The organism is Streptomyces sp. BPTC-684 (assembly GCF_030028635.1).
Lineage (GTDB): Bacteria > Actinomycetota > Actinomycetes > Streptomycetales > Streptomycetaceae > Streptomyces > Streptomyces noboritoensis.
The window spans coordinates 2,611,414-2,635,660 of sequence record NZ_CP124863.1 but is presented as its reverse complement, the minus strand read 5'-3'; the positions used below and the strand labels follow the sequence as shown (position 1 = coordinate 2,635,660).

Annotated in this window: 24 protein-coding genes; 9 read left to right on the top strand and 15 right to left on the bottom strand. The window is 71.0% G+C overall.

Annotation, left to right across the window (positions count from 1 at the left end; translation table 11 throughout):
• Positions 1-127: 127 nt before the first annotated feature.
• On the bottom strand, positions 128-436 hold the full coding sequence (locus tag QIY60_RS11755) for a hypothetical protein (RefSeq protein ID WP_101389324.1): 309 nt from the start codon (positions 434-436) through the stop codon (positions 128-130).
• Between the two features lie 359 nt (positions 437-795).
• Here QIY60_RS11755 and QIY60_RS11750 point away from each other — a divergent pair, with 359 nt between their 5' ends.
• Positions 796-1,530, top strand: a complete 735-nt coding sequence (locus tag QIY60_RS11750) for a trypsin-like peptidase domain-containing protein (protein WP_283142368.1) — start codon at positions 796-798, stop codon at positions 1,528-1,530.
• Between the two features lies 1 nt (position 1,531).
• Positions 1,532-1,801, top strand: coding sequence for a hypothetical protein (locus QIY60_RS11745; protein ID WP_283142367.1), 270 nt, complete (start codon positions 1,532-1,534; stop codon positions 1,799-1,801).
• Positions 1,802-1,961: 160 nt separating this feature from the next.
• Here the strand turns inward: QIY60_RS11745 and QIY60_RS11740 are convergent, their stop codons facing one another.
• Genes QIY60_RS11740 through QIY60_RS11730 form a run of 3 tightly spaced genes read right to left on the bottom strand, consistent with a single transcriptional unit; the run spans position 1,962 to position 4,904 of the window.
• Positions 1,962-2,561 carry a hypothetical protein gene (locus QIY60_RS11740; RefSeq protein ID WP_283142366.1) on the bottom strand — a complete coding sequence of 200 codons (600 nt, stop codon included), beginning with the start codon at positions 2,559-2,561 and terminating at the stop codon, positions 1,962-1,964.
• Positions 2,558-4,453: an alpha/beta hydrolase gene (locus tag QIY60_RS11735; RefSeq protein WP_283142365.1), complete on the bottom strand. Its 1,896-nt coding sequence runs from the start codon at positions 4,451-4,453 to the stop codon at positions 2,558-2,560. Before QIY60_RS11735 ends, QIY60_RS11740 begins: the two co-directional genes overlap by 4 nt.
• Positions 4,454-4,460: 7 nt before the next feature.
• Positions 4,461-4,904 carry a hypothetical protein gene (locus QIY60_RS11730; protein WP_283142364.1) on the bottom strand — a complete coding sequence of 148 codons (444 nt, stop codon included), beginning with the start codon at positions 4,902-4,904 and terminating at the stop codon, positions 4,461-4,463.
• Between the two features lie 205 nt (positions 4,905-5,109).
• Between QIY60_RS11730 and QIY60_RS11725 the strand changes: the two genes are divergently transcribed.
• The 3 genes from QIY60_RS11725 to QIY60_RS11715 all read left to right on the top strand — a co-directional run bounded on the left by QIY60_RS11725 (position 5,110) and on the right by QIY60_RS11715 (position 8,807).
• Positions 5,110-6,810 (top strand): serine/threonine-protein kinase, encoded by a 1,701-nt coding sequence (locus QIY60_RS11725; RefSeq protein ID WP_283142363.1) that lies wholly within the window; start codon positions 5,110-5,112, stop codon positions 6,808-6,810.
• 36 nt (positions 6,811-6,846) lie between these two features.
• A complete protein-coding gene (locus tag QIY60_RS11720) occupies positions 6,847-7,860 on the top strand; it encodes a bifunctional lytic transglycosylase/C40 family peptidase (protein WP_283142362.1) in 1,014 nt (337 codons plus the stop codon).
• A gap of 209 nt (positions 7,861-8,069) precedes the next feature.
• The gene (locus QIY60_RS11715) at positions 8,070-8,807 is read left to right on the top strand and encodes a phosphatase PAP2 family protein (RefSeq protein ID WP_283142361.1); all 738 of its coding nucleotides are present in this window, start codon (positions 8,070-8,072) and stop codon (positions 8,805-8,807) included.
• A gap of 36 nt (positions 8,808-8,843) precedes the next feature.
• Here the strand turns inward: QIY60_RS11715 and QIY60_RS11710 are convergent, their stop codons facing one another.
• Entirely contained in the window at positions 8,844-10,436 is a 1,593-nt protein-coding gene (locus QIY60_RS11710; RefSeq protein ID WP_283142360.1) for an FAD-binding oxidoreductase, read from the bottom strand.
• Between the two features lie 88 nt (positions 10,437-10,524).
• Entirely contained in the window at positions 10,525-10,680 is a 156-nt protein-coding gene (locus QIY60_RS11705; RefSeq protein WP_283142359.1) for a hypothetical protein, read from the bottom strand.
• A 111-nt stretch (positions 10,681-10,791) separates the two neighbouring features.
• Here QIY60_RS11705 and QIY60_RS11700 point away from each other — a divergent pair, with 111 nt between their 5' ends.
• Together QIY60_RS11700 and QIY60_RS11695 are read left to right on the top strand one after the other, a co-directional pair.
• A complete protein-coding gene (locus QIY60_RS11700; protein ID WP_283142358.1) occupies positions 10,792-11,658 on the top strand; it encodes a hypothetical protein in 867 nt (288 codons plus the stop codon).
• Positions 11,659-11,793: 135 nt separating this feature from the next.
• Complete coding sequence (locus QIY60_RS11695) at positions 11,794-11,973, top strand: hypothetical protein (protein WP_283142357.1); 180 nt, start codon at positions 11,794-11,796, stop codon at positions 11,971-11,973.
• Positions 11,974-12,344: 371 nt separating this feature from the next.
• Here the strand turns inward: QIY60_RS11695 and QIY60_RS11690 are convergent, their stop codons facing one another.
• Positions 12,345-12,683, bottom strand: coding sequence for a metal-sensitive transcriptional regulator (locus QIY60_RS11690; RefSeq protein WP_188272847.1), 339 nt, complete (start codon positions 12,681-12,683; stop codon positions 12,345-12,347).
• A 206-nt stretch (positions 12,684-12,889) separates the two neighbouring features.
• On the opposite strand from QIY60_RS11690, the gene QIY60_RS11685 reads away from it, so the two are divergent.
• Together QIY60_RS11685 and QIY60_RS11680 are read left to right on the top strand one after the other, a co-directional pair.
• On the top strand, positions 12,890-13,510 hold the full coding sequence (locus tag QIY60_RS11685; protein ID WP_283142356.1) for a DUF47 family protein: 621 nt from the start codon (positions 12,890-12,892) through the stop codon (positions 13,508-13,510).
• A gap of 5 nt (positions 13,511-13,515) precedes the next feature.
• A complete protein-coding gene (locus QIY60_RS11680; RefSeq protein ID WP_283142355.1) occupies positions 13,516-14,514 on the top strand; it encodes an inorganic phosphate transporter in 999 nt (332 codons plus the stop codon).
• A gap of 346 nt (positions 14,515-14,860) precedes the next feature.
• Here the strand turns inward: QIY60_RS11680 and pstB are convergent, their stop codons facing one another.
• From pstB to mshD, 8 genes are all read right to left on the bottom strand, one after another.
• Entirely contained in the window at positions 14,861-15,637 is a 777-nt protein-coding gene (gene pstB / locus QIY60_RS11675) for a phosphate ABC transporter ATP-binding protein PstB (RefSeq protein WP_283142354.1), read from the bottom strand.
• 52 nt (positions 15,638-15,689) lie between these two features.
• The gene (gene pstA / locus QIY60_RS11670) at positions 15,690-16,766 is read right to left on the bottom strand and encodes a phosphate ABC transporter permease PstA (protein ID WP_283142353.1); all 1,077 of its coding nucleotides are present in this window, start codon (positions 16,764-16,766) and stop codon (positions 15,690-15,692) included.
• A complete protein-coding gene (gene pstC, locus QIY60_RS11665; RefSeq protein ID WP_283142352.1) occupies positions 16,766-17,761 on the bottom strand; it encodes a phosphate ABC transporter permease subunit PstC in 996 nt (331 codons plus the stop codon). The genes pstA and pstC overlap by 1 nt, the downstream gene beginning before the upstream one ends.
• Positions 17,762-17,905: 144 nt before the next feature.
• Complete coding sequence (gene pstS, locus QIY60_RS11660; protein ID WP_283142351.1) at positions 17,906-19,048, bottom strand: phosphate ABC transporter substrate-binding protein PstS; 1,143 nt, start codon at positions 19,046-19,048, stop codon at positions 17,906-17,908.
• A gap of 266 nt (positions 19,049-19,314) precedes the next feature.
• Positions 19,315-19,737 (bottom strand): NUDIX hydrolase, encoded by a 423-nt coding sequence (locus QIY60_RS11655; RefSeq protein WP_283142350.1) that lies wholly within the window; start codon positions 19,735-19,737, stop codon positions 19,315-19,317.
• Positions 19,734-20,753, bottom strand: coding sequence for a CHAD domain-containing protein (locus QIY60_RS11650; protein WP_283142349.1), 1,020 nt, complete (start codon positions 20,751-20,753; stop codon positions 19,734-19,736). The genes QIY60_RS11655 and QIY60_RS11650 overlap by 4 nt, the downstream gene beginning before the upstream one ends.
• Positions 20,740-22,989 (bottom strand): RNA degradosome polyphosphate kinase, encoded by a 2,250-nt coding sequence (locus QIY60_RS11645; RefSeq protein ID WP_283142348.1) that lies wholly within the window; start codon positions 22,987-22,989, stop codon positions 20,740-20,742. Before QIY60_RS11645 ends, QIY60_RS11650 begins: the two co-directional genes overlap by 14 nt.
• Before the next feature lie 311 nt (positions 22,990-23,300).
• The gene (gene mshD / locus QIY60_RS11640; protein WP_283142347.1) at positions 23,301-24,239 is read right to left on the bottom strand and encodes a mycothiol synthase; all 939 of its coding nucleotides are present in this window, start codon (positions 24,237-24,239) and stop codon (positions 23,301-23,303) included.
• Between the last annotated feature and the right edge of the window lie 8 nt (positions 24,240-24,247).

Below are 24,247 nucleotides of genomic sequence, written 5' to 3'. Positions count from 1 at the left end.
GTGGTGACTCGACATCAGGGAGACGCAACCTCAGCCGGTGGGCACGACGGACGGATGGTGTGGGGGAGGGCCTGGGCGGGCCCTTGGGGGACGAACGCGGCGGGACGGGGCCGGACCTGAGGTCGGGTCAGACGGCCATCCCGTACACGATGGTGAACAGTGTGCCGAGCGAGCCGATGATGAAGACCCCGGTCAGCCCGGCCACGATCAGACCCTTGCCCTGTTCCGCGCTGAACGTGTCGCGCAGCGCGGTCGCACCGATCCTCTGCTTGGCGGCGCCCCAGACGGCGATGCCGAGGCACAGCAGGATGGCCACGGCCATCACGACTTCGACCATCACCCGGGCCTCGTTGCCCAGGCTCCCGAACGGGCCCCAGTTGGGCGCGATCCCGCCGATGATCGTGGTGATGTCGCCCTTTTCTGCTGCCAGGTACACGTAACTCACCGCCCCTGTCGGGTAGTTCGATGCCCCTGCCCCATGGCATGGGTCAGGCTCTATCTTCGCTGATGAAACCGCTTGGGTATGTCGACTTGGCGGCTCTCTTTACGCGAAACCGCACAGCTGTACCGGTCGCACCGCCCTGACCTGCGGTGGACCGGTTCTCTACGGATTCGCGTATGGTCACTCTGTGTATCACGCAGGGTGACTCCGGGCAATGACTGTCGTTGATGCACTCTGGGCCTGTTCGCTAGAGCCGAGCTCGGGCCTCCGTCGGCGCGGCGCCCGGTGTCGCTCAGACTCTTCTCAGAAAAGTTCCAGGGGTGTTCTCAGGTCCGCGCGTCAGGGTCGGGGCCATGAGACACGTCTCCCAGCTGCGAGCCCTGTCGGCGGTGGCCGTGCTCCTGGTGATCCCCGTGTACGGGGACCGGGAGGCCGGATCGGCCGGTACGACCGTCACGGCGCCCGCCACGGCCGCCAACGCGCGCGTGGGCGCGCTGTTCGACGGGGGCCTGGACGGGGACCACTTCTGTACGGCCTCGGTGGTGCACAGCGCGGGCCGGGACGTGATCGTCACGGCGGCGCACTGCCTCGACGACCAGGACGACGCGGTGTTCGTGCCGGGCTACCGGGGCGGGCAGGCGCCGTACGGGACGTGGCCGGTCAAGGACGCGTACATGGACGACGCGTGGCAGGAGGACCGGAGCGAGGACGACGACGTGGCCTTCGCGGTCCTCGGCCCCGGCTCCCTGACCGGGGCTCAGGTCGAGGACGTGGTGGGCGCGGCGCGGCTGGCGGTGAACGCCCCGGCCGGCGGCACGGTGACGGTCGTCGGCTACCCGGGCGACTCCGACACCCCCCAGTCCTGCACCACGCGCGCGAAGGCGTACGGCGACACCCAGCAGCGCGTCGAGTGCCCCGGCTATCCCGGCGGCACGAGCGGCAGCCCGTGGGCGGCGGCGGACGGGTCGGTGGTGGGGGTCATCGGCGGGTACGAGCAGGGTGGCGATGACCCGGATGTGTCTTACAGCGTGCGGTTCGGGGGGACGGTGGGGGCGCTTTACCGGCTGGTGGAGGGGGAGGAGTGCTGAGGTGTGGACGGCCGTCAGCCGCTTCTCCCAGGACGCCAGTACGGACGTGAGCGCGGCCATGCTCGCCAGCCCGGCCGTGCCCGCCTCCGCGCCCGTGTGGGCGGCGCCCGCCGCGTCCGACCACGGCTTGGCGCTGTGCTTCGGCTCACCGGCGGGGCCGGAGCCCGCCGGTCCCGCCGACGCCAGTGACATGGCCTCGGGCTGCCGGCTCTGCGCGTACACGTATCTCCCCCACCCGACTCGTGCGGCTCTCCCGCCACCCCCGCGATGACGCCAACGGGTGTGACCTGGGCGTACGCAAGCGCGAACCGGGGAGTGGGGGAGAGAAAGTCCGCTCGCACATAGCAGCAGGTCAGGGGCGTGCGCATGAGTCCTCGCGCTCAGGCGGGCGAGTTCGCGCCGTTGGCTTCCACGGCGGGGCGTCCAAGTCCCTACTGGTCGCCCGTCTTGTACTCCGGGTCCACGTAACACGGCGAGTCCACCGCGACGAAGAGGCCGTCGCGGCCCGCCTTCTCCCACTTGGAGGCGGCCGGGTCGCGGGAGACGAAGTCCTCCTCCACGGTCACCGTGTGATGGAGCTTCATGTCCTCCACGTCGAGCTGCATCTGCTGGGCCTTCGAGTTGGCCTTCTCGAAGCGGTAGACCTTCCAGCCCCGCTTGGGCAGCTCCTCGTGCAGCCGCTTGAGCGCGGCCGACAGGGCCTCCGGTGACGGGCCGTACGCCTTCCAGAAGTGCTTGACGCGGTAGCCGTGCTCGACCTTCTCGCACGGGCTGACGTCCGGAGAGCCGTTGGACGTCTCGTACCGCAGGCCCGAGGCGTCGAGGATGACGCTGGACTGCCTGCGGATCAGGTCCTTGGCGTCCTTCACGGACATCTTCTGGGGTGTGTAGTCGAGCCCGTCGTCCTGCATGGCGGTGCATCCTGTCGTGGAGATCAGCGCGGTCAGCGCGGTCAGTGCGATCGCCGCGGCGAAGTGGGCGCGGCGTCGCCGGGGGCGGTTCCTACCGGCCGTAAGCGTCATCTCGGTCATGGTTCGAGCGTCACCTTGTCGTACTTGCCCACCGTGACCCGGGCCTGGTTGAGGAGGCTCTGGGTTCCTTCGTCCCAGTAGCCACTGTGGCCCCGGGAGCCGTCCGTGGCCACGATGTTGGCGCCGAAGTCGGGGTTGCTCGGGGTCAGGGGCTTGACGATGCTCGTGCCGTCGCCGTCGATCCACGAGGGCAGGATGTCGATGTCGAGCTTCTTGGGGGCGTGCCCCCAGCCGCCGATCTCGGGGACCGGATCGCTGGACAGGAAGGGGATGTTGACGCCCCCGTACTTGTCGTCGCCGACGAACGGGATCGGTATGCCCTTCAGGTAGGGCTCGCTGTCGGCGTTGGCCGCCCAGACGTGGCCCTTCTTCACGTCCATCTCGGAGGCGTGGCCGACCTGCTCGCCGGGGCTGCCCGCCACGAAGACGTCGTCGACGGGCAGGGTGCCCTGGCGGGCGGCCGAGCCGATCACCGTGCTGCCGTAGCTGTGGCCCAGGGCCGTCAGATGGCCCGGCTCGCCCTCGTGGGAGGCGCGCAGGCCGCCGAGGAAGTTGTTGAGGATCGGGCCGCCCTCGTTGGCGTAACCGCTCTTGGGGGCGTCCGTGAAGATGTTCTGCGGGGCGTCGTAGCCGAACCAGGTGACCGTGGAGACCTTGCTGCCGTCGGCCATCGCGTCCGAGGCGCGCCAGAGCGTCTCCATCCGCTTGATGTCGCCGTTGATGCCTTCGAGGTTGGTGCCGGTGCCGGGGACGTAGACGGAGGTGTGGGTCGCCGTGTCGGGGTTGCCGTTGGCCACGATCGCGCGGCCGATGCCGTCCGCGTTGAACCCGAGCAGATACGCCTCGGGCAGCGGGCGCTCGCCGCTCTTGTCGGCCTCGCCGGTGCGGTCGAAGCGGGCCTGGATCGCGTCCATGCCCTTGAGCTTGGCGTCCAGGGGGCCCCGCTTCTTGTCCCACTTGCGCCACTCGGGGTTCTCGATCATCACCGGCTCGCCGCCCCGCCGCGTCGTGATCATCCGGTCCGGCTCCGGGCCGAGGGCGTTGCGGTCGAGCTGCACCTGCGCGCGCGTCTCCGCGAGCACCATCCGGTTGGCGTCGTCCCGGACCGTGGCAGGCACGCCGTCGAGGGCGCCGACGGCCGCCGGGTAGAGGGTCGCGTACTCGTCGCGCTCCTCCTGGCTCAGCCCGTCCCACCACTTCTTGTTGTCCGCGGGCGACTTCCCCTTGGGGATGCCCGACTCGGGCAGGAACTTCGCGTTCTTCTGGACGTCCTTGGTGTCCGCCGCCGCGTCGACCAGCATGGCGTCGGTGACGTCGAGGCCCGCGGGGGACTTGAGGCGGCGCAGGACGCCCGCGTACCGGCCGTCGATCTCGCCGGCGTCGCGCACCGCCCCGGCGATCCGCTCGGCGATGTCCTCGGCCTTCGCCTTGTTCGGGTCGCCGCCGCCCTCGCCCTTGCCGGCCAGGAACGGGACCGGGGCGCCCGGCCTTGCGACGCCCGGGCCCGGGGCGAGCGGCACGGTGACCGCGACGGTCGTCGGGTACTTCACCGCCCCGTCCGACTCGACCGTGAACTTCAGGTTCTCCGCGTCCTCCAGCGCCTGCTTCAGCTTCTTCTGCGGCTCGGCCAGCTCGGTGGCGAGCCCGTCGAGCGCGGTACGGATCAGACCGCACTCGGTGTGCAGGTACTGGTAATTGCGGCTGAGCCGGCCGAGGTCGCCGACCGCGCCCTCGGCGGTCTTGCTCTGCTGCGTCTCGTGGATCCGCGCGCGCATCTCGTTGTCGACGCGGTCCTTGGCGGCGTTGGCCCGGCTGGAGACCTTGCCCCAGCCGTCGGCGGCGTCGCTGAACTCGGACAGCTTCACATCGCGCAGCTGCTGCCAGGTGGGCACGGGCGGGTCACCGCCCCTTCGGCTCGGCCGGGGCGACGGCCTTCATGTCGTTGCCGACCTTCACGTCGACCTCGCCGAAGTCCTTGCCGACGGTCTTGAGCACGCCGTCGAGCCGCCCGCACTCGTCGCGCACCGCGCCGAGCCGGTCCTTCCAGGTCGTACGGATCTCCTCCAGGGCGGCCGTGGCGCCGAAGCCCTCGGTACCGGCGGTGACGCCCTCGGAGGCGGAGTCGAGGTCGGCGAGCGCGCCGGCCGTGCCGGTGCGCAGCTCCCCGGCGACCTTGCCGGCGGAGCTCCAGGGGGACTTGCTGAACTGGATGTCGGGGGCGCCGCCGCTCCCGTCTTTGCCGTTGGCAGAAGCGAGCCGCATCCCGGCGGCGGGCGGCTCCTGCCCGCCGGGCCTGGGCGGAGTGCCCGCGAAGAGCTCTTCCCACTGCGCGCTGAGTGCCATGTGCGGCCGTTCCCCCGTTGCCGTTCCTTTTGGTTCCCTTTACTTGCCGACGCAACCTAGCAACGATGGGGAGGCGAGGCGAGCCCTGTGGTGTGGGCGTTCGAGCACGCCGTGTGATCACTTTCGGACATAGATCTTCGGCCAAGTGATCACAAGTGGGTCAACGGACGTGAGGCGACTGAAGGTTGCATGACAGAGTCGTGCGGTGGACGCGCTCAGGCCCCGGGATCCGGCACACATAGGTACGTACGCCCTGCTCGCCCGGCTGGGCGCGGGCGGGATGGGCATGGTCTACCTCGGCCGCTCGCCGGGCGGGCGCCTGGTCGCGCTCAAGGTGATCAAGGACGAGATCACCGACCACCCCGAGGCGCTGGCCCGCTTCCGCCGGGAGGCGGAGACGGTACGGGCGGTGCGCGGCGCGTACACCGCGAACCTGATCGACGCGTCGCTGGCGGCGCCGCCGTACTGGCTCGCCACGGAGTACGTGTCCGGGCCGACCCTGAGCCGGGCCGTCGCCGACCGGGGCCCGTTCCCGCCCGACACCTGCCGCAAGCTGTTCGCGGCGCTGGCGGAGGGGCTGGCGAGCGTGCACGCGTACGGGGTGACGCACCGGGACCTCAAGCCCCAGAACGTCATCCTGGCCCCGCAGGGCCCCCAGCTCATCGACTTCGGCATCGCGCGCGCCGCCGCGGACACGGCCCTGACCCAGCCGGGCGTCGCCCCCGGCACCCCCGGCTACACGGCCCCCGAGGTCCTCACCCGCAACGAGGTCGCCGACCCGGCGGACGTGTTCGCCCTGGGGGCGACGATCGCGTTCGCGGCTACGGGGAGGGCGCCGTTCGGGACGGGGCCGCTGGACGCGGTGTCGTACCGGGCCGTCCACGAGGCGGTCGACGTGGCGGGCGTCGAGCCCTCGCTGGCCGCGCTGATCCTGGCCTGCGCGGCCAAGGACCCGGCCGAGCGTCCGACTCCGGCGGAGGTCATCGTGCGGTGCGCGGTGACGTCGGCGCTGGTGGAGGACCCGTACTACCAGGCGCTCGCGACGGGCCTGACGGACCCGCCCCCGCACGACCTCCCCACGGCGACGGCCGCGGGCCTGATACCGGTGAACCACGCGCCCCCGGCGCCCCCGCCGTACACCCCCACCCTCGTCCCCCGCTCCCGCCGCACCCCCTGGCTGGTGACGATCGCGGTGGCGGCGGTGCTGGGGGTGACGGCGGCGGTGTTGTTGCGGGTGGTGCCGGGGGGTGGGGACGGGGGTGGGGCGTCGGGCCCGTCCGTGCAGCCGGGCAAGTCGTCCGGCGGGACCTCGTCGGCCACTCCGGCCGGGTCCGGAGGAGCGGCGAAGCCGCCGCGGTACATCGAGAACAACCGTGTCTCGCGCGACTACTGGACGCTGTCCAAGGACCCCGTCACCGCCTCGCACGGGATCGGTGAGTGCCACACGATCGGCGGGGAGGGGAACACGCCGGCGGAGTTCCAGACGGCGGTCGAGGACTCCGGCGACCAGGGCCTTCCGTACGTCACGAAGAAGGCGAAGATCGTGATGCGGATGAAGTACGCCGAGCTGAAGAACGCCAGGCCCGATCCGTACTACATCTCCGTCGGCGTGAAGCCGCCGCACGAGATCGACCCCGGCACGGGCAAGCCCTTCGTGGACCTCAAGATGGAGAACAAGTCCATCGGCTACACCAGTAGGCCGGTGGACATCTACAGCAAGTGGAAGTCCGGCGAGTTCATCGAGCTGACGTACCCGGACGACTTCACGAGTCACTTCGAGGGCAAGTCCGACAACGCCATCCCGGTCGCCAACGACCCCGGTGACTGGACAGTCGTCTTCTACCACGTCAAGGGCAGCGCCACGGACTACGCGAGCATCGCGTGTTCTGGCTTCCGAGTGAAGTAGGCGGTGAACCGGGCCCGGATGGGGGAGGGTTGAGGGGTGCGTAAATTCCTGGTGGCCGGAGGCATCGCGACAGGGGCGGGCGTGGGCTTCGTCGCCCTGCTCGTCGTGGGCACGTACTCGGCCGCGGCCGGGCTGAACTCCGGGCTCGGCGCGGGCAAGTCGGTCGGCCTGGCGAAGGGCGCGGTGCCCGCCCTGTACCAACCGCTGGTGCAGAAGTGGGGCAACCTGTGCCCCGCCCTCAACCCGGCCATGCTCGCGGCCCAGTTGTACCAGGAGAGCGGCTGGGACCCGACGGCCAAGAGCCCGGCCGACGCGCGGGGCATCGCCCAGTTCATCCCCGGCACCTGGGCCACGCACGGCATCGACGGCAACGGCGACGGCAAGAAGAACATCTGGGACCCGGCCGACGCGATCCCGTCCGCCGCCTCCTACGACTGCGAACTGGCCGGATACGTCAAGAACGTGCCGGGGGACCAGAGCAGCAACATGCTCGCCGCGTACAACGCGGGGTCGTACGCCGTCATCAAGTACGGGGGCGTGCCTCCGTACAAAGAGACCCAGGGCTACGTCAAAACCATCCGCACCCTCGAAAAGAGCTTCGCCCGCCCCACCACCCGAGTCGCGCCCTCCCAGCAGGCCGCCGGGGCCATCTACTACGCGCAGCAGAAGCTCGGGACGCCCTACCTCTGGGGTGGGGAGGGGACCGCCGAGCAAGGGGGGCGGTTCGACTGTTCTGGGCTTACGCAGGCCGCCTACCAGAGCGTCGGGATCACGCTGCCGCGCGTCGCCAACGACCAGTACAACGCCGGCCCGCACCCCGCCCGCGGCGAGCTCCTCCCCGGCGACCTCGTCTTCTTCTCCGACGACCTCACCAACTCCCGCGCCATCCACCACGTCGGCCTCTACGTCGGCGGCGGCTACATGATCAACGCGCCCTACACCGGCGCCGTCATCCGCTTCGACAAGATCGACGCGCCCGACTACTTCGGCGCGACCCGGGTCACCAAGGACGGCGCCGCCGCGTTGCCGACGTTCAAACCGGGTACGTGACCGACGGTACGAGGTGGCCGGATCTCGTCGGCACTCTCCGTCAGGCCATGGCCCTGAGCTGCGACGATGAGTCTCTCTTCGATAACGTCGTGGTGATCATTCCGTGGAGAGTGGAACGCGAGGGCCGTTCAGGCCGTTCAGTGGACAGTGACCGCAGGAGTACTGACCACGGGGGTTGGTAGCTACACGCACAGGCAAGGGGCCTCGGCATGGCTGGACTCGCGCTGGACGGGTCGAACCCGGACGTCAGCCTGCTCTACGACATCAACGGACTCGCCGCTTCCGCCCCCACGTGGTTCGACCGCGTCATGGAGTTCGTCGGCGAGTACGGCATCCTGCTCGCCCTCGTCCTCCTCGTGCTCTGGTGCTGGTGGAGCCTGCGCCGCACCGAGGACCGCGAGAGCGCCCTCTCCTCCCTCGCCGCTCTCGTCTGGGCGCCGCTCGGCGCCGGGATCGCGCTGCTCGTCAACATCCCCATCAGGGGATTCGTGGAGCGGCCCCGGCCCTTCGTCTCCCACAAGGGACTCGACGTCCTCGTCGACGGCAAGACGGACTACTCGTTCGTGAGCGACCACGCCACGATGGCGATGGCGATCGGGGCCGGACTCTTCGTCGCACACCGCAAGTTCGGGCTCGCCGCGATCGGCCTGGCGCTCGCCGAGGGCTTCTGCCGGGTCTACATGGGCGTGCACTACCCCACGGACGTGGTCGGCGGCTTCGCCCTGGGCACCGCCGTCACGCTGCTGCTCGCGCCGCTCGCGCTGATGCTGCTGACCCCGCTGGTGTCGACGGTCGCCCGCTCGCCCCGGCTCGGCCGTCTCGTACGGTCGCGGCGGGCCGGCCAGTCCTCGCTGCGGCTCGCCGTGGACCTGCCCGAGCCCCGGTCGGGAGCGGGGAAGGGGACGGGGCCGGGCGCGGGGCCGGGCGAGAACGACCTGGCGGCGTAAGGCGGTTCGCCCGGGCGGTTCACCCCGTCCGCCCGGCTACAGCGCCTGCGGGAAGTCGAACACGCGCGTCGGGTCGTACCGGCGCTTGAGCTCGGCCAGCCGGGGTGCCGCGGCGCCGTAGTACGCCTTGCGCCAGTCCGTCAGCTCCGGGTCGGCGTAGTTCTGGTAGGCGGCGCCGTTGGCGTACCGGCTCAGTGCGTCATGGGTGGTATTCAGCCATGCCCGTTGGACCGTTCCGGGGGTGCCCGGGCGCCAGGAGGCGATGTACTGCGCGAGCACCCGCGAGCGGCGGTGCACGAACGCCGTCGCCGTCGGGGACACGCGGTTCAGCGCCCCGCCGAGCGCCGTGAGCGCCACGCTGCCCGCCCCGCCGCCCCGCGCGGCCGGCACGCTCCCGAAGGCCTCGGTCCTGGCGAGCAGGGCCCGTACGCCGTCGGAAGGGATCGCCCGGTCGAAGAAGGCGGACCGAGCGGCGTACGTCTCGCGCTGGAGGGAGCCCTGCGGGGTGCGGCCGGGGGTGGTGCCCGCGAGGTGGCACTGCGCCTCGGAGAGGGCCGCGCACCCGGCGTACGCGAGCATCGCGTCGGTGTAGCCGTGGCGGCGCAGCGAGACGGAGGCGGCGGGGGCGCCGACGCGGTCGGCGAGGCGGTCCACGGCGTTCTGGAGGTCGCCGTAGGAGCCCAGCGAGAACGCGGAGACGTCGACCGTGGGGGCCGCCCCGGCCGCCGTGCCGCCCGCGGCCGCCGCGAGATGGGCGGCGGACCAGATCTCGTCGGGCTGGTCGGGTCCCCACTCCTGCCAGGCCTCGATCACCGCCCGAGCCCTCGCCCAGGGCCAGGTCAGATACGCGATGACGGTCTGGGGGGCGTCGTGCGTACGGAAGGCGAGTCCGGTGACGACGCCGAAGTTGCCGTTGCCCGCGCCGCGCAGGGCCCAGAAGAGGTCGCTCTCGCGGTCGGCGTCGGCGGTGAGCCGCCTGCCGTCGGCGGTGATCAGGGTCGCGGAGGTGAGGCTGTCGCAGGTCGCCCCGTACGCGCGCGTGGCGACGCCGTGGCCGCCGCCGAGGGTGAGGCCGGTGATGCCGACGGTGGGGCAGGAGCCGCCCGGGATCGTACGGCCGTTCCTGCCCAGCGCGAGGTAGACGTCGAGCAGCCGGGCGCCCGCGCCGACCGCGGCGGTGTCGCCGTCGGCGCGGACGCGGTCGAGCTTCGACACGTCGAGGACGAGGCGGCCGGTGCCGGAGGACCACCCGGCGTACGAGTGGCCGCCGTTGCGCAGGGCGACGGGGGTGCGGTGGGCGCGGGCGAACGCCAGGCACTCCTGGACGTCGGAGTCGTTCGCCACGTACGCGACGGCCGCCGGCTTCAGGCCGTCGAAGCGGGTGTTGTAGAGCTGGCGCGCGGTCGGGTACGCGGCGTCGCCGGGCCGCACGAGGTTCCCGGCGAGCGAGCGCGCGAGGGCGGTCCAGGCGGCCGGGGAGGCGGTCGCGGCGGGCCCGGTGCCGCCGGTGGCCGTGGGCTGCCCGGAGGTCTTGGAGGGCTGCTCGCGGGTGGCGCCGGAGGTGCAGGCGGACGCCGTGGCGGCGAGGGCGGCGCCGGCCCCCGCGGCGAGGAGGGAACGGCGGTCCATGCGGGGAGGTCTTCCCGGGCGTCCCGGTTCCGAACCGCCCCGTTCTTCGAACGGGACGTTGCCCGGGTCCGGCTCGGCTCAGGTTCGGCTAGGCCGCCGACTCGTGCTGCTCCGCGTCCGTTCTCGCCTTGTCGCGGGAGCGGCGGGCGGGGCCGGTCCAGCCGCAGGCGCAGCGGGCATGGGCGAAGCTGCCGCGTTCCGTCGTGGTGGTGCGGTGCTCAGGAGCTGAGGCTTGGTGGGGCACTCGACCACGGTACCCAGGGCCGGGCGCGGGCGTGACCGGGGTGGGGACGCGGTCGTTAAGCGGGGCGGGTGGTGTGGCGGGTCGTGGATGGCGTTTGGGGGTTGGACGGCGATGACGGTGCGGTGGCAGAGGCGTGGGGGCGCGGGGTTCGCCGGTGCCGTCGTGACCGGCGCGACGGCTGCCGCGGTGGCCGCCGCGGGCGTGTTCGTCGCCGGGTGCGGGGCCGGCGGCTTCCCGGGCGCCGGCGGTCCTGACGCGCACACGGTCGAGCCGGGCCAGGTGGTGGCGGGGGCCGTCGACGCGCTGGTGGCCGCCCGCAGCTCCAAGGCCAGCACCTCCATGGAGATGGCCGCGGGCGGGACGCGGGTGACGATCCGGGGCGAGGGGGTGTACGACTTCACGCGCCGCATGGGCCAGTTGAAGGTGCTGCTGCCCCAGGACGCGGCGGGCGCGGAGGAGCACCGGCCGATCACCGAACTGCTCGCGCCCGGCGCGCTGTACATGAAGAACCGAGGCGCGGGCGTCCCCGCCGACAAGTGGGTCCGGGTCGACACGGCGACGCTGCCCGACGGCAATCTGGTGACCGGCGGGGTCACCGACCCGATGGTCGCGGCCGAACTGCTGCGCGGGGCGGGCGCGGTGAGCTTCGTGGGCGAGGAGGACCTGGCGGGCGTCCGGGTCCGGCACTACCGGGGCACCGCCGACATCCCCCGCGCGGCGGGCGCGGCCGGGCCGCACGCGCGCGGCTCGCTGGCGGCTGCGGCGAAAGGGTTCGGCAGGTCGAAGGGCGCGGTTCCGTTCGACGCGTACTTCGACGCGCAGGGGCTGCTGCGCAAGCTGCGCCAGCAGTTCAGCTACGTCAACGGGGGGCGTACGGTCGCGGTCGCCTCGACCACGCTGCTGTACGGGTTCGGGGTGCCCGCGGTCGTACGGCTGCCGGCGGAGCGGGACATCTACGCCGGAAAGATCGAGTCATAGCGGTTCGGGGGGCGTTCGGGAATTCAGTCATGGGCGGTGGCGGAAATGGTCCGTCCGTGCCATGCGCGGTGTGTGTCCTCCTCCCTACGCTAGGAAGCCGACGACGGCAGAAAGAGGGGTAGAGGGGTGAGGTGCGTGGCCGGGCTTCGCAGCGCAACCGTCCAGGACCACGTGGCCCTCGTCGAGATCGAGCTGTGCGGCGAGCTGATGATCGCCGCGTCGGCCGCGGACGGGGAGCGGCTCAGTCCGGACCTGATCGACGAGGTACTCAAGGTCGAGCCGGAGGGGCGTGCGGGGGGCGGGGGCGGGGGCTGATTCCGGCCACGTGGGTGTGCCGGGCGGGCGTGCCCGCCCCGGTGGCCTCGACGTGGTGCCTCCACCCGTTGTGCCCACCGGGCTGCAGACCGTTCTCAGCCTGACGCATATGGCGGGGCTGGGGTCAGGGCGGGTTGCGCAGCCCGGCGGGACGGGGTTGCCGCTGTGCCCACCCGTGCCGCCCCTAGCGGCACGCATGCCCACAGCGGCGGCGGCAAGGTTGCGCACGGTGGTGGCGGGGCGGCCACCAGCGGCGGCAGGGGTGCGTGCAGCGCGGCGGGGTGTGGGGCGGCAGCCCCAGCCCCCACAGCGGCGGCGGCAGGTTGCGTGAGGCGCGGCGGGGTGTGGGTGCAGCGCCAGTGCCCGGTCCCTTACGTGCGCAGCAAGCGCGCGATTGCCTTTGTGGCTTCTTCTACCTTTGCGTCGATTTCGCCGCCGCCCTTGACCGCCGCGTCCGCCACGCAGTGCCGCAGGTGTTCCTCCAGGAGCTGGAGGGCGAAGGACTGGAGGGCCTTGGTGGAGGCGGAGACCTGGGTGAGTATGTCGATGCAGTAGACGTCCTCGTCCACCAGGCGCTGGAGCCCGCGGATCTGGCCCTCGATGCGGCGCAGCCGCTTGAGGTGCTCGTCCTTCTGCTTGTGGTAGCCGTGCACGGCGTGCGGCTGGTCCGTGAGGACGGTGTCCGGCTCGGCGGGCTCGGTGGTTGTCATCGCGTCCTCCCGTGGTGCGAAGAGGGGGTGGATACCCCTCGTGGGTATAGGGTAACGAACCCTGCGAAAGCGGGCCCGGAAACGGGCCGGGGGCCCGTGCTGATCACTGTGCCTGATGGGCGACACTGAAGTACGCCGGTTAGCCGTGGCCGGATGATGCGCCTAGCATCAGCCTGACCGAATCCAAAGCACCCCGAGGACCCCACGTGCGCTTTCGTCTGACCCCCAGGGAGACGAGCTTCTACGACATGTTCGCCGCATCCGCGGACAACATCGTCACGGGCTCGAAGCTCCTGATGGAACTGCTCGGAGCGGACAACGCATCCCGGGCCGAGATCGCGGAGCGGATGCGGGCAGCGGAGCACGCGGGCGACGACGCGACCCACGCGATCTTCCACCAGCTGAACTCCTCGTTCATCACGCCGTTCGACCGCGAGGACATCTACACCCTCGCTTCGTCGCTCGACGACATCATGGACTTCATGGAGGAGGCCGTCGACCTCGTCGTCCTCTACAACGTCGAGGAACTGCCCAAGGGTGTCGAGCAGCAGATCGAGGTGCTGGCCCGGGCGGCCGAGCTGACCGCCGAGGCCATGCCGAACCTGCGGACGATGTCCAACCTCACCGAGTACTGGATCGAGGTCAACCGGCTGGAGAACCAGGCCGACCAGATCCACCGCAAGCTGCTCGCCCATCTCTTCAACGGCAAGTACGACGCCATTGAGGTGCTCAAGCTCAAGCAGATCGTGGACGTACTCGAAGAGGCCGCCGACGCCTTCGAGCACGTGGCGAACACGGTGGAGACCATCGCCGTCAAGGAGTCCTGAGCTTCGTGGACACCTTTGCACTGGTCGTGACCATCGCGGTCGCGCTCGGATTCACGTACACGAACGGGTTCCACGACTCGGCGAACGCCATCGCGACCTCCGTCTCGACGCGGGCGCTGACCCCGCGCGCGGCGCTGGCGATGGCCGCGGTCATGAACCTGGCCGGTGCCTTCCTCGGCAGCGGCGTCGCCAAGACCGTCAGCGAAGGCCTGATCGCCACGCCCGAGGGCAACAAGGGGATGGGGATCCTGTTCGCCGCGCTGGTCGGGGCGATCATCTGGAACCTGGTGACCTGGTACTTCGGGCTGCCGTCCTCGTCCTCGCACGCCCTGTTCGGAGGCATGGTCGGCGCGGCGCTCGCGGGCGGGACGACGGTCCACTGGAACGGCGTGCTCGAAAAAATCGTCATCCCGATGTTCATCTCCCCGGTGGTCGGCCTCGTCGTCGGCTATCTGGTGATGTGCGCGATCCTGTGGATGTTCCGCAAGGCCAACCCGCACAAGGCCAAGCGCGGCTTCCGTATCGCGCAGACCGTCTCGGCGGCGGGCATGGCGCTCGGCCACGGTCTCCAGGACGCGCAGAAGACGATGGGCATCGTGGTGATGGCCCTGGTCATCGCGGACGTGCAGTCCGCGGGCGACGAGATCCCGATCTGGGTGAAGATCGCGTGCGCGGCGATGCTGTCGCTGGGGACGTACGCGGGTGGGTGGCGCATCATGCGGACGCTCGGGCGCAAGATCATTGAGCTGGATCCGCCGCAGGGGTTCGCGGCGGAGACCACGGGTGCGTCGATCATGTTCGGGTCTGCGTTCCTGTTCCACGCGCCGATCTCCACGACGCATGTGATCACCTCGGCGATCATGGGTGTGGGGGCGACCAAGCGGGTCAACGCGGTGCGGTGGGGTGTCGCGAAGAACATCATCTTGGGGTGGTTCATCACGATGCCGGCGGCTGCGCTCGTCGCGGCGGCGAGCTATTACGTGGTGCGGATCTTCTTCGGCTGAGCCGCACTGTGGGGTCCGGGGCTTCGCCCCGGGCCCTTTTTTTTGTCTGCGGGCCGGTGGGGGCTTGTCGCGCAGTTCCCCGCGCCCCTCAAAGGACCTCGGTTCGTCTGCGGACCGTGCCGGGTTGCTCGCGCAGTTCCCCGCGCCCCTTAGGTAGTCCGCCGCAGTCGGAGAACCCAGCTCAGCCACAGTCCTTCAGGGGCGCGGGGAACTGCGCGACCAGCCCAAGACGGTCCGCAGGCAAACCCCGGGCCAAAAAAACGGGCCCGCCCCCTGACACCAGGAGGCGGGCCCTTCGTCTTGCGGTGGCACCGCCATGCAGCACCGCAGACGTCTGTGGGCGGGCCTAGCCGAAGCGGCCCGAGATGTAGTCCTCCGTGGCCTGGACGGACGGGTTGGAGAAGATCCGCTCGGTCTCGTCGATCTCGACGAGACGGCCGGGCTGGCCGACGGCCGCCAGGTTGAAGAAGGCCGTGCGGTCCGAGACGCGCGCCGCCTGCTGCATGTTGTGCGTCACGATGACGATCGTGAAGCGCTCCTTCAGCTCGCCGATCAGGTCCTCGATGGCGAGGGTCGAGATCGGGTCGAGCGCCGAGCACGGCTCGTCCATCAGGAGGACGTCCGGCTCGACCGCGATCGCGCGGGCGATGCACAGACGCTGCTGCTGGCCGCCGGACAGGCCCGAGCCGGGCTTGTTGAGGCGGTCCTTGACCTCGTTCCAGAGGTTCGCGCCCTTGAGGGACTTCTCGACGACGTCCGCCAACTGGTTCTTCTTGTACGAACCGTTCAGCCGCAGCCCGGCCGCCACGTTGTCGAAGATCGACATGGTGGGGAACGGGTTCGGGCGCTGGAAGACCATGCCGACCGTACGGCGCACGGCGACCGGGTCGACGTCCTTGCCGTACAGGTTCTCGTCGTCCAGGAGCACCTTGCCCTCGACGCGGCCACCGGGGGTGACCTCGTGCATCCGGTTCAGGGTGCGCAGGAACGTGGACTTGCCGCAGCCGGACGGGCCGATGAAGGCGGTCACGGAGCGGGGCTCCACGGTCATCGAGATGTCCTCGATCGCCTTGTGGGAGCCGTAGTACGCGGTCAGGCCGCTGACGTCGATTCGCTTGGCCATGGGGATCACTGCTTCTTTCGAGCGGGTGAGAAAGGGTCGCTGAGTGGCCGCGTCAGCGACCGGTCTTGGGGGCCTTCCAGCGGGCGATGCCGCGGGCCACCAGATTGAGGATCATGACGAAGGCGATCAGCACCAGGGCCGCGGCCCAGCCGCGGTCGTAGGACGCGTCGCTGCCGACCCGGTACTGCTCCCAGATGTAGAAGGGGAGCGAGGACTGGGCGCCGTCGAAGGGGTTCGTGTTGATCAGCTGGCTGCCGAAGACGAGCAGCATGATCGGGGCGGTCTCACCGGCGATACGGGCGATGGCGAGCATGACGCCCGTGGTGATGCCGCCGATCGCGGTCGGCAGGACCACCTTCAGGATCGTGCGCCACTTCGGCACGCCGAGGGCCAGCGAGGCCTCGCGCAGCTCGTTCGGGACGAGCTTGAGCATCTCCTCGGTGGAGCGGACCACGACCGGCATCATCAGGATCGACAGCGCCAGCGAGCCCATGAAGCCGGACGGCTTGAGCTCGAACATCAGCATCAGGGTGAGGATGAACAGGCCCGCGACGATCGACGGGATGCCCGTCATGACGTCGACGAAGAAGGTCACCGCCTTGGCGAGCGCGCCCTTGCCGTACTCCACCAGGTAGACCGCGGTCAGCAGGCCGAGCGGGGCGGAGATCAGGGTGGCGATGCCGACCTGCTCCAGGGTGCCGATCAGCGCGTGGTAGACGCCGCCGCCGGGCTCGAAGCCGGTGACGCCGTTCATCGAGTGCGAGAGGAAGTCCCCGTTCAGGGCCTTGCTGCCGCGCTTGATCGTCGTCCACAGCAGGGAGACCAGCGGGACGAGCGCGAGGATGAAGCACACCCAGACGAGGCTGGTGGCGACGCGGTCCTTGGCCTGGCGCTTGTTCTCGACGACCGAGGTGGCCACGTACGAGATGAGCACGAACAGGATCGCGGAGAGCAGGCCCCACTGGACCTTGCTGTCGAGGCCGAAGACGAGGCCGATGCCGCAGCCGAGCGCGAGGCCGGCGGCGCCGAAGGCGGCCCCGGCCCAGCGGGGCAGGCCCCGGCGGCTCAGGCTGCCCTTGCGGGGCGCGGACGCGGGCGGGCGGGTGTCCTGGACTACTGCGTTCGACATCAGGCGTTCGCCCCCGAGTACTCCTTGCGGCGCGCGATGATCAGGCGGGCCGCGCCGTTGACCAGCAGGGTGAGGACGAAGAGGACCAGGCCGGAGGCGATCAGGGCGTCCCGGCCGAGCTGGTTGGCCTCGTCGAACTTCGCCGCGATGTTCTGGGCGAAGGTGCCGCCACCCGGGTTGAGCAGGTGGAGCGAGATCAGATAGCTCGGGGAGAGGACCGTGGCGACGGCCATCGTCTCGCCGAGCGCGCGCCCGAGGCCGAGCATCGAGGCGGAGATGATGCCGGAGCGGCCGAAGGGCAGCACCGACATCCGGATGACCTCCCAGCGGGTGGCGCCGAGGGCCAGCGCGGCCTCCTCGTTCATCCGCGGGACCTGGAGGAAGACTTCGCGGCTCACGCTGGTCACGATCGGCAGGATCATGATCGCGAGCAGGATGCCGACGGTGAAGAGCGACCGGGCGACGCCCACCTCGGTCTTCTCGAAGACGTACGTCCAGCCCAGGTACTCGTCGAGCCAGGAGTTCAGGCCTTCGAGGTACGGCACGAGGACGAGGGCGCCCCAGATGCCGTAGATGATCGACGGGACCGCGGCGAGCAGGTCGACGACGTAGGCGAGGGGTGCGGCCAGCTTGCGCGGCGCGTAGTGCGAGATGAACAGCGCGATGCCGACAGCGATCGGAACCGCGATGACCATCGCGATGATCGAGCTGACGACCGTGCCGAAGAGCAGGACGGCGATGCCGAAGACCGGCTTCTGCGCGGCGGGGTCCCAGTCGAAGGTCGTGAGGAAGTTGCCCTCGTCCTTCGAGATGGCCATGCCGGCGCGGACGCTCAGGAAGACGGCGATCGACGCCATCAGGACGAGCAGGAGGATGCCGGATCCCCGGGAGAGGCCGAGGAAGACCTTGTCGCCCGCGCGGCCGGTGGACTTGCGGCGCAGGGCGGGTGCCGGAGCCGCTGGTGGCGGCGGGGTGTTCGTGGTTATGGAAGCCATTGATCTTTCCGGTCTGTGGGCGGGGACGGCAGGAGTCCCCTGGCGGCGGTGCACCGGATGGTGGGGGCGGGGGCCGGATCGGGACCCCCGCCCCGGAGGCCTTGGGACGACCGGCTCAGCGGTCGTCCGTCGGCCCGACAGGTGTTACTGGAGGCCGGTGACGGTCTCGCGGACCTTGGCGTTGATCTCGGCCGGGATCGGCGCGTAGCCGGCGTCCGACAGGATCTTCTGGCCCTCGTCGCTGGCGGTGTAGGTCAGGAAGGACTTGACCGTGCCGAGGGTGTCGGCCTTGTTGCCCTTGTCGCAGGCGATCTCGTACGTGACGAGGACGAGCGGGTAGGCGCCGTCGGCCTTGGTGGCGTAGTCCAGGCTCAGGGCCAGGTCCTTGCCGGTGCCCTTGATCTTGGCGGCGGCGATCGCCTTGGAGGCGTTCTCCGGGGTGGCCTTGACCGGGGCCGCGGCACCCGTGTTGAGGTCCACGGTCTTGATCGACTGCGCGGTGGCGTACGAGAGCTCGAAGTAGCCGATCGCGCCGTCCGTCTGCTTGACCTGCGCGGCGACGTCGGAGGAGCCCGCCGCGGCCTGGCCGCCCGGGGCCGGCCACTTCTTCTCGGCCGGGTACGGCCAGTCGGCCTTGGCGGTGGCGCCGAGGTACTTGCCGAGGTTCTGGGTGGTGCCGGAGTCCTGCGAGCGGTGGAAGGCCTGGATCGCCTTGTCCGGGAGCTTGGCCGACGGGTTCAGCTTGGCGATGGCCTCGTCGTTCCAGTTCTTGATCTTGCTGTTGAAGATCTTCGCGACGGTCGGGGCGTCCAGGACCAGGCTGTCGACACCCTCCAGGTGGTAGCCGATCGCGATCGGGCCGCCGACCATCGGGAGGTTGATGCCCTGGCCGCCGCCGGTGCAGATCTTCTTGGAGTTGGCGACCTCCTCCGGCTTCAGCGCGGAGTCGGAGCCGGCGAAGCCGACCTGGGACTGGTTGAAGGCGATGATGCCCTCGCCGGACGAGGAGGCCTTGTAGTTGATCTCCACACCCTTGCAGGCCGCCATGTAGTTCTTGACCCACAGGTCCATGGCGTTCTTCTGCGCGGAGGAGCCGGAGGCCAGCAGCTGGCCCTTGGCGCCGTCGCACTTGATGTTCGACGCGGCGCTCGTCTTGCCGGTGCCGCCGGTGGAGTTCGAACCCTTGTCGTTGTCGTCGCTGCCGCACGCCGTGAGGGCCAGGGCGCTGGACACGGCGATGACGCCGAGAGCGGTGGCGCGGAGCCGGTTCTTGCGCTGAAGCTTCACTTTCGGGTGTTCCTTCCAGGAGCCGCCGGTGTCCGTTCGTTGTACGGCGGCGTGCGAAGAGGTGTCCGGTCGGGCGGGTCGCCTCGCACCGTGTAAGGCCGAAATTAGGCAGAACAGGTGAAGCCGCCGACGGAGGAGAGTGAACGGAAGGTGAACCATGGCGGACAGTGCGGTGCCGACCGTTATCTGTTTGTGTTCAGCGGGCTCCGGAGGTGAACCGCACCCCGCCGGAGGGCGTCCCCGGGGTGTCGCGGAGCCCCTTCCCGTCAGGCCTGGTGCAGCGCTTCCAGCAGGGCGTCGACCAGCTGCCGGTCGCGGGGCTGGGTGAGCCGGTGGCGGGCGGCCGCCGGGGAGAGCCACAGCAGCCGGTCCACCTCGTCTCCGGGTACGAAGCGCCCCTCGCCCGCCTCGGCGGCCCAGTAGTCGACCGTCTTGGGACGGCCCTGGGCGTCGACGTAGTACGCGCTCGGCAGCCGGGCACCTGGCACACAGCTGTGCCCAGTCTCCTCCAGGACCTCCCGGACCGCCCCCGCGAGCGGCTCCTCGCCCCGCTTGAGCTTGCCTTTCGGATGCGACCAGTCGTCGTACTTCGGGCGGTGGACCAGGCAGATCTCAAGCCCGCCGTCGCCCCACGGGGAGCGCCGCCACAGGACGCAGCCCGCGGCGAGCACCCGCCCGTCCCGGTTCACGGCGCGGTCACCGTCGGGGCGGTCACGGGCGCGGCCACCGCCGTCATCGGCTGCCAGATCTGCTGGAAGGCGAACCGGGCCGCCTCCACCTCGTGCCGCTGGTCGGCGTGGAGCACCCCCAGCGCGTACGCCGTCGCCGGGGCGATCCTCGGGGTGCGGGCGGCGGCCGCCGCGGCGGCAGCGGCCTCCGAGGCGTCCCGGTGCCGGTCGAGCGCCCGCCCGGCCCGCAGCAGCCGGTCGTCGTCCTCGTACGGCAGACCGGTGTGCAGCGCCTCCTGGGCGTACCGGTGCAGCCGGAGCAGCAGCCGCACCTGGTGCCAGGGGGCGTCCTGCGCCTCGCCGGACTGGACCAGGGCCTCCGCGTTGTACGGATGGGCCGCGCGAGCCAGCGGCAGCGCGGCCACCGCCTCCACGAGCCGCTGCTCGGCGAGCTGGGCGGCCGGCGGCAGCACCTCCACCGCGTACGCGGCCGCCGAGCTGGACAGCGGCACCTCGCTGGCCAGCAGCGCCACCGCGTCGGCCACCGCGTGGAACCGGGACGAGCCCAGCGCCTGCAGGGCCGCCGAGTGCGCCCGGGTGCGGGCCAGCGTCAGCTGGCGGTCCAGGAGCGCCCCCGCCCGTGCCGCTCCCACCGCGAGCGCCCCGGCCGCCGACTCGCCGCGTGGCATCGGGACTTGAGGGGTGCCGGAGAGCCGCTGGAGGCCGTCGAGCAGCCGGGCGAGCCGGGCCGCGCAGGAGTGCTCCCCGGCCAACGTGGCCGACAGCCAGCCCAGTTCCGTACGCAGGGGTTCGGCCCAGGACGGGTCGAGCAGCGGGCGGAAGGTGTGCAGCGTGCCGCTGATGCGGCGGGCGGCGCGCCGCAGCGCCCGCGCGGCCTCCTCGGTGCCGTCGTTGTCGGGCCCCGCCTCGCGGTGGAGGCGGAGGCTGCGCAGGAATTCCCCCGCCTGCGCGTGGAGATAGGGGGACAGGACGTCCCCGGCGGTCTCCGGTCCCGGGGATTTGTCATGGCGTAGCACGCCGGCGCCTCCGGGCGTCTATCAGCATCTCCTGTACGTGGCGCAGCGGCTGTCCGTCGGCGTCGGCGGCGTGCCGGGTCCACTCCCCGTCCGGGCCCAGGTGCCAGGAGGAGGTGGTGCCCGACATGCCGGTCTCCAGGAGCCGGGTGAGAGCCGCGCGATGGGCCGGGTCGGTGACCCGGACCAGGGCCTCGATGCGTCGGTCGAGGTTGCGGTGCATCATGTCGGCGCTGCCCAGCCAGACCTCGGGCTCGCCGCCGTTGCCGAACGCGAAGACCCGGGAGTGCTCCAGGAAGCGCCCGAGTATCGACCGCACCCGGATGTTCTCGGAGAGCCCGGTGACGCCGGGGCGCGCCGCACAGATGCCGCGCACCCAGATGTCGACCGGCACACCGGCCTGCGAGGCCCGGTAGCAGGCGTCGATCACGGCCTCGTCGACCATCGAGTTGACCTTGATGCGTACGTAGGCGGGGCGCCCGGCGCGGTGGTGCGCGGTCTCCTTGTTGATCCGCGAGACCAGGCCGTCCCGAAGGGACTTGGGGGCGACGAGGAGGCGGCGGTAGGTCTCGCGGCGCGAGTAGCCGGACAGCCGGTTGAAGAGGTCCGAGAGGTCGGCGCCGACCTGCGGGTCGGCGGTGAGCAGCCCCAGGTCCTCGTAAAGGCGGGCCGTCTTGGGGTGGTAGTTGCCGGTGCCGACGTGCGAGTAGCGGCGCAGGGTGTCGCCCTCCTGGCGCACCACGAGCGACAGCTTGCAGTGCGTCTTCAGGCCGACCAGGCCGTACACCACGTGGCAGCCCGACTCCTCCAGCTTGCGGGCCCACTTGATGTTGGCCTGCTCGTCGAAGCGTGCCTTGATCTCGACCAGCACGAGGACCTGCTTGCCGGACTCGGCGGCGTCTATCAGCGCGTCCACGATCGGCGAGTCGCCGGACGTCCGGTACAGCGTCTGCTTGATGGCGAGCACGTCCGGGTCGGCGGCCGCCTGCTCCAGGAACGCCTGGACCGAGGTGGAGAACGAGTCGTACGGGTGGTGCAGCAGCACGTCCCGCTCGCGCAGCGCGGCGAAGATGTCCGGCGCCGACGCCGACTCGACCTCCGCGAGGTCGCGATGGGTTCCGGCCACGAACTTGGGGAACTTCAGCTCCGGCCGGTCCAGGGCCGCGATGCCGAAGAGACCGGTGAGGTCCAGGGGACCCGGCAGCGGATACACCTCGGCGTCGCTGATCTTCAGCTCGCGCACCAGCAGGTCCAGGACGTACGGGTCGATGGACTCCTCGACCTCCAGGCGCACCGGCGGCCCGAAGCGGCGCCGCATGAGCTCCTTCTCCAGCGCCTGGAGGAGGTTCTCGGCGTCGTCCTCCTCGACCTCCAGGTCCTCGTTCCGGGTCACCCGGAACATGTGGTGGGCGAGCACCTCCATGCCGGGGAAGAGCTCTTCGAGGTGCGCCGCGATGACGTCCTCAAGGGGCACGTACCGCTGCGGCGAGGCCTCCAGGAACCGCGAGAGCAGCGGCGGCACCTTGACCCGGGCGAAGTGGCGGTGGCCGCTGACCGGGTTGCGCACGACCACGGCGAGGTTGAGCGAGAGCCCCGAGATGTACGGGAAGGGGTGCGCGGGGTCCACGGCCAGCGGGGTGAGCACCGGGAAGATCTGCTGGCGGAAGAGCGTGAAGAGCCGCGCCTGCTCCTTCTCGGTGAGGTCGGGCCAGCGGATCAGGTGGATGTTCTCGTCGGCGAGCGCCGGGGCCACGTCCTGCTGGTAGCAGGCGGCGTGCCGGGCCATGAGCTCGCGCGACCGGGTCCAGATCAGGTCCAGGACCTCGCGGGGCTGGAGCCCCGAGGCGGACCGGGTGGCGACGCCGGTGGCGATGCGGCGCTTCAGACCCGCGACCCGGACCATGAAGAACTCGTCGAGATTGGAAGCGAAGATCGCCAGGAAGTTAGCCCGTTCGAGGAGGGGCGTGGCCGGGTCCTCGGCGAGCTCCAGGACGCGCTCGTTGAACGCGAGCCAGCTGCGCTCGCGGTCCAGGAAGCGCCCGGAGGGCAGCTCGTCGTCCCCGGGTGCGTCCTCGCGGTCGCGCTCGTAGCCTTCGTACCCGTCCAGATCCGCGTCGATGTCCGGCTCCAGGTCGGAGACGGCGGCCGCGAGGGTGTGCGGCCGGTGCGCGGCTATGGAACCGACCGACGGCTGGGAGGCGGGCTGGAGGTGGACCTCGGCGCTGGGCTGCTGGCTCATAAACCCATTCTTCCGCGCCGGGCCGCTGTCAGGCGCGTCGGAGAGCACGTCGGAGCGGGCAGGCGCGAGCGCCTTGGGGCGGGCGGCGGTCCCGTTCCGGGAGGGTGGCACCTCGGGCTGCATTGAGTGAGCGTCGCAAGCGTGTCTGAATGCCCGGTAACGAGGACATGACGTGCGGGAATCCGTGGCTTGACGCGGATGTCAGGTTGCACTCCGTCCCGCCCGAGCCCGACGGTGCCGGGGGCCCTACAGGGGCGCGGGGAACTGCGCGACAAGCCCAGCACGGCCCGCACCCCGAGGACGGCAGGAAGTCAGGACTCCGTCCGGTACATCAGGTCCACCTCGTGCGTGGTGAACCCGAGACGTTCGTACACCGCCACGGCCGCCGTGTTGTCGGCGTCCACGTACAGCATGGCCACCGGCACCCCCTCCTCCGCAAGATGCCGCAGCCCCGTCGCCGTGAGCGCCTTGCCCAGGCCCCCGCCCTGCGCGTCCGGGCTGACGCCGACCACGTACACCTCCCCGATCCTCTCCACCGCGTGCACCTTCGTCCAGTGGAAGCCCACGATCCGGCCGTCGCGCTCGGCGAGGAAGAAGCCCTTCGGGTCGAACCAGGGCTCCGCCTTGCGGTCGTCCAGGTCGCGCTGGGTGAGCCCGCCCTGCTCGGGGTGGTGGGCGAAGGCCGCCGCGTTCACGGCCAGCCACTCCGCGTCGTCCTCCCCGGGCACGAAGGTCCGTACGCTCACGCCCGGCGGGTACACCGGCTCGGCGATGTCCGGCGGGCTCAACGGCCGCCGCATCTGGCGCAGTTCGCGGAACAGCGTGAGGCCGAGGACCTGGGCGAGGTGGCGGGCGGCGGAGTGCCCGCCGTGCGCCCACACCCGCAGCCGCTTGCCGGAGGCGCCGAGCAGCGCCGAGCCGAGCGCCCGGCCGTGGCCGCGGCCGCGGTGGGCGGGGTGGATGACGAGCTCCGCGGCCGGTGCCTCGATGGGGTCGGTGTCCTCCAGCTGCGCGTACCCGATCAGTTCGGCCCCCTCGGCCGTGGTCACCGTGAGGAGGAAATGGCGGATTCCGGGCCGTCGGCCGCCCCGCAGCTGGAGCCGCCCCTGCTCGGACACGGCCTGCTGCCCGTCGGTCCTGGCGGCCTCGGCGAGCAGCGCGAGGACCTCCTGGGCCTGGGGGTGGGTCAGCTCGTCGAGGGTCTGGATCTCACGTCCGGAGGGGCCGGGTACGGCGGGGTCAGTCGTCATGTGTACGA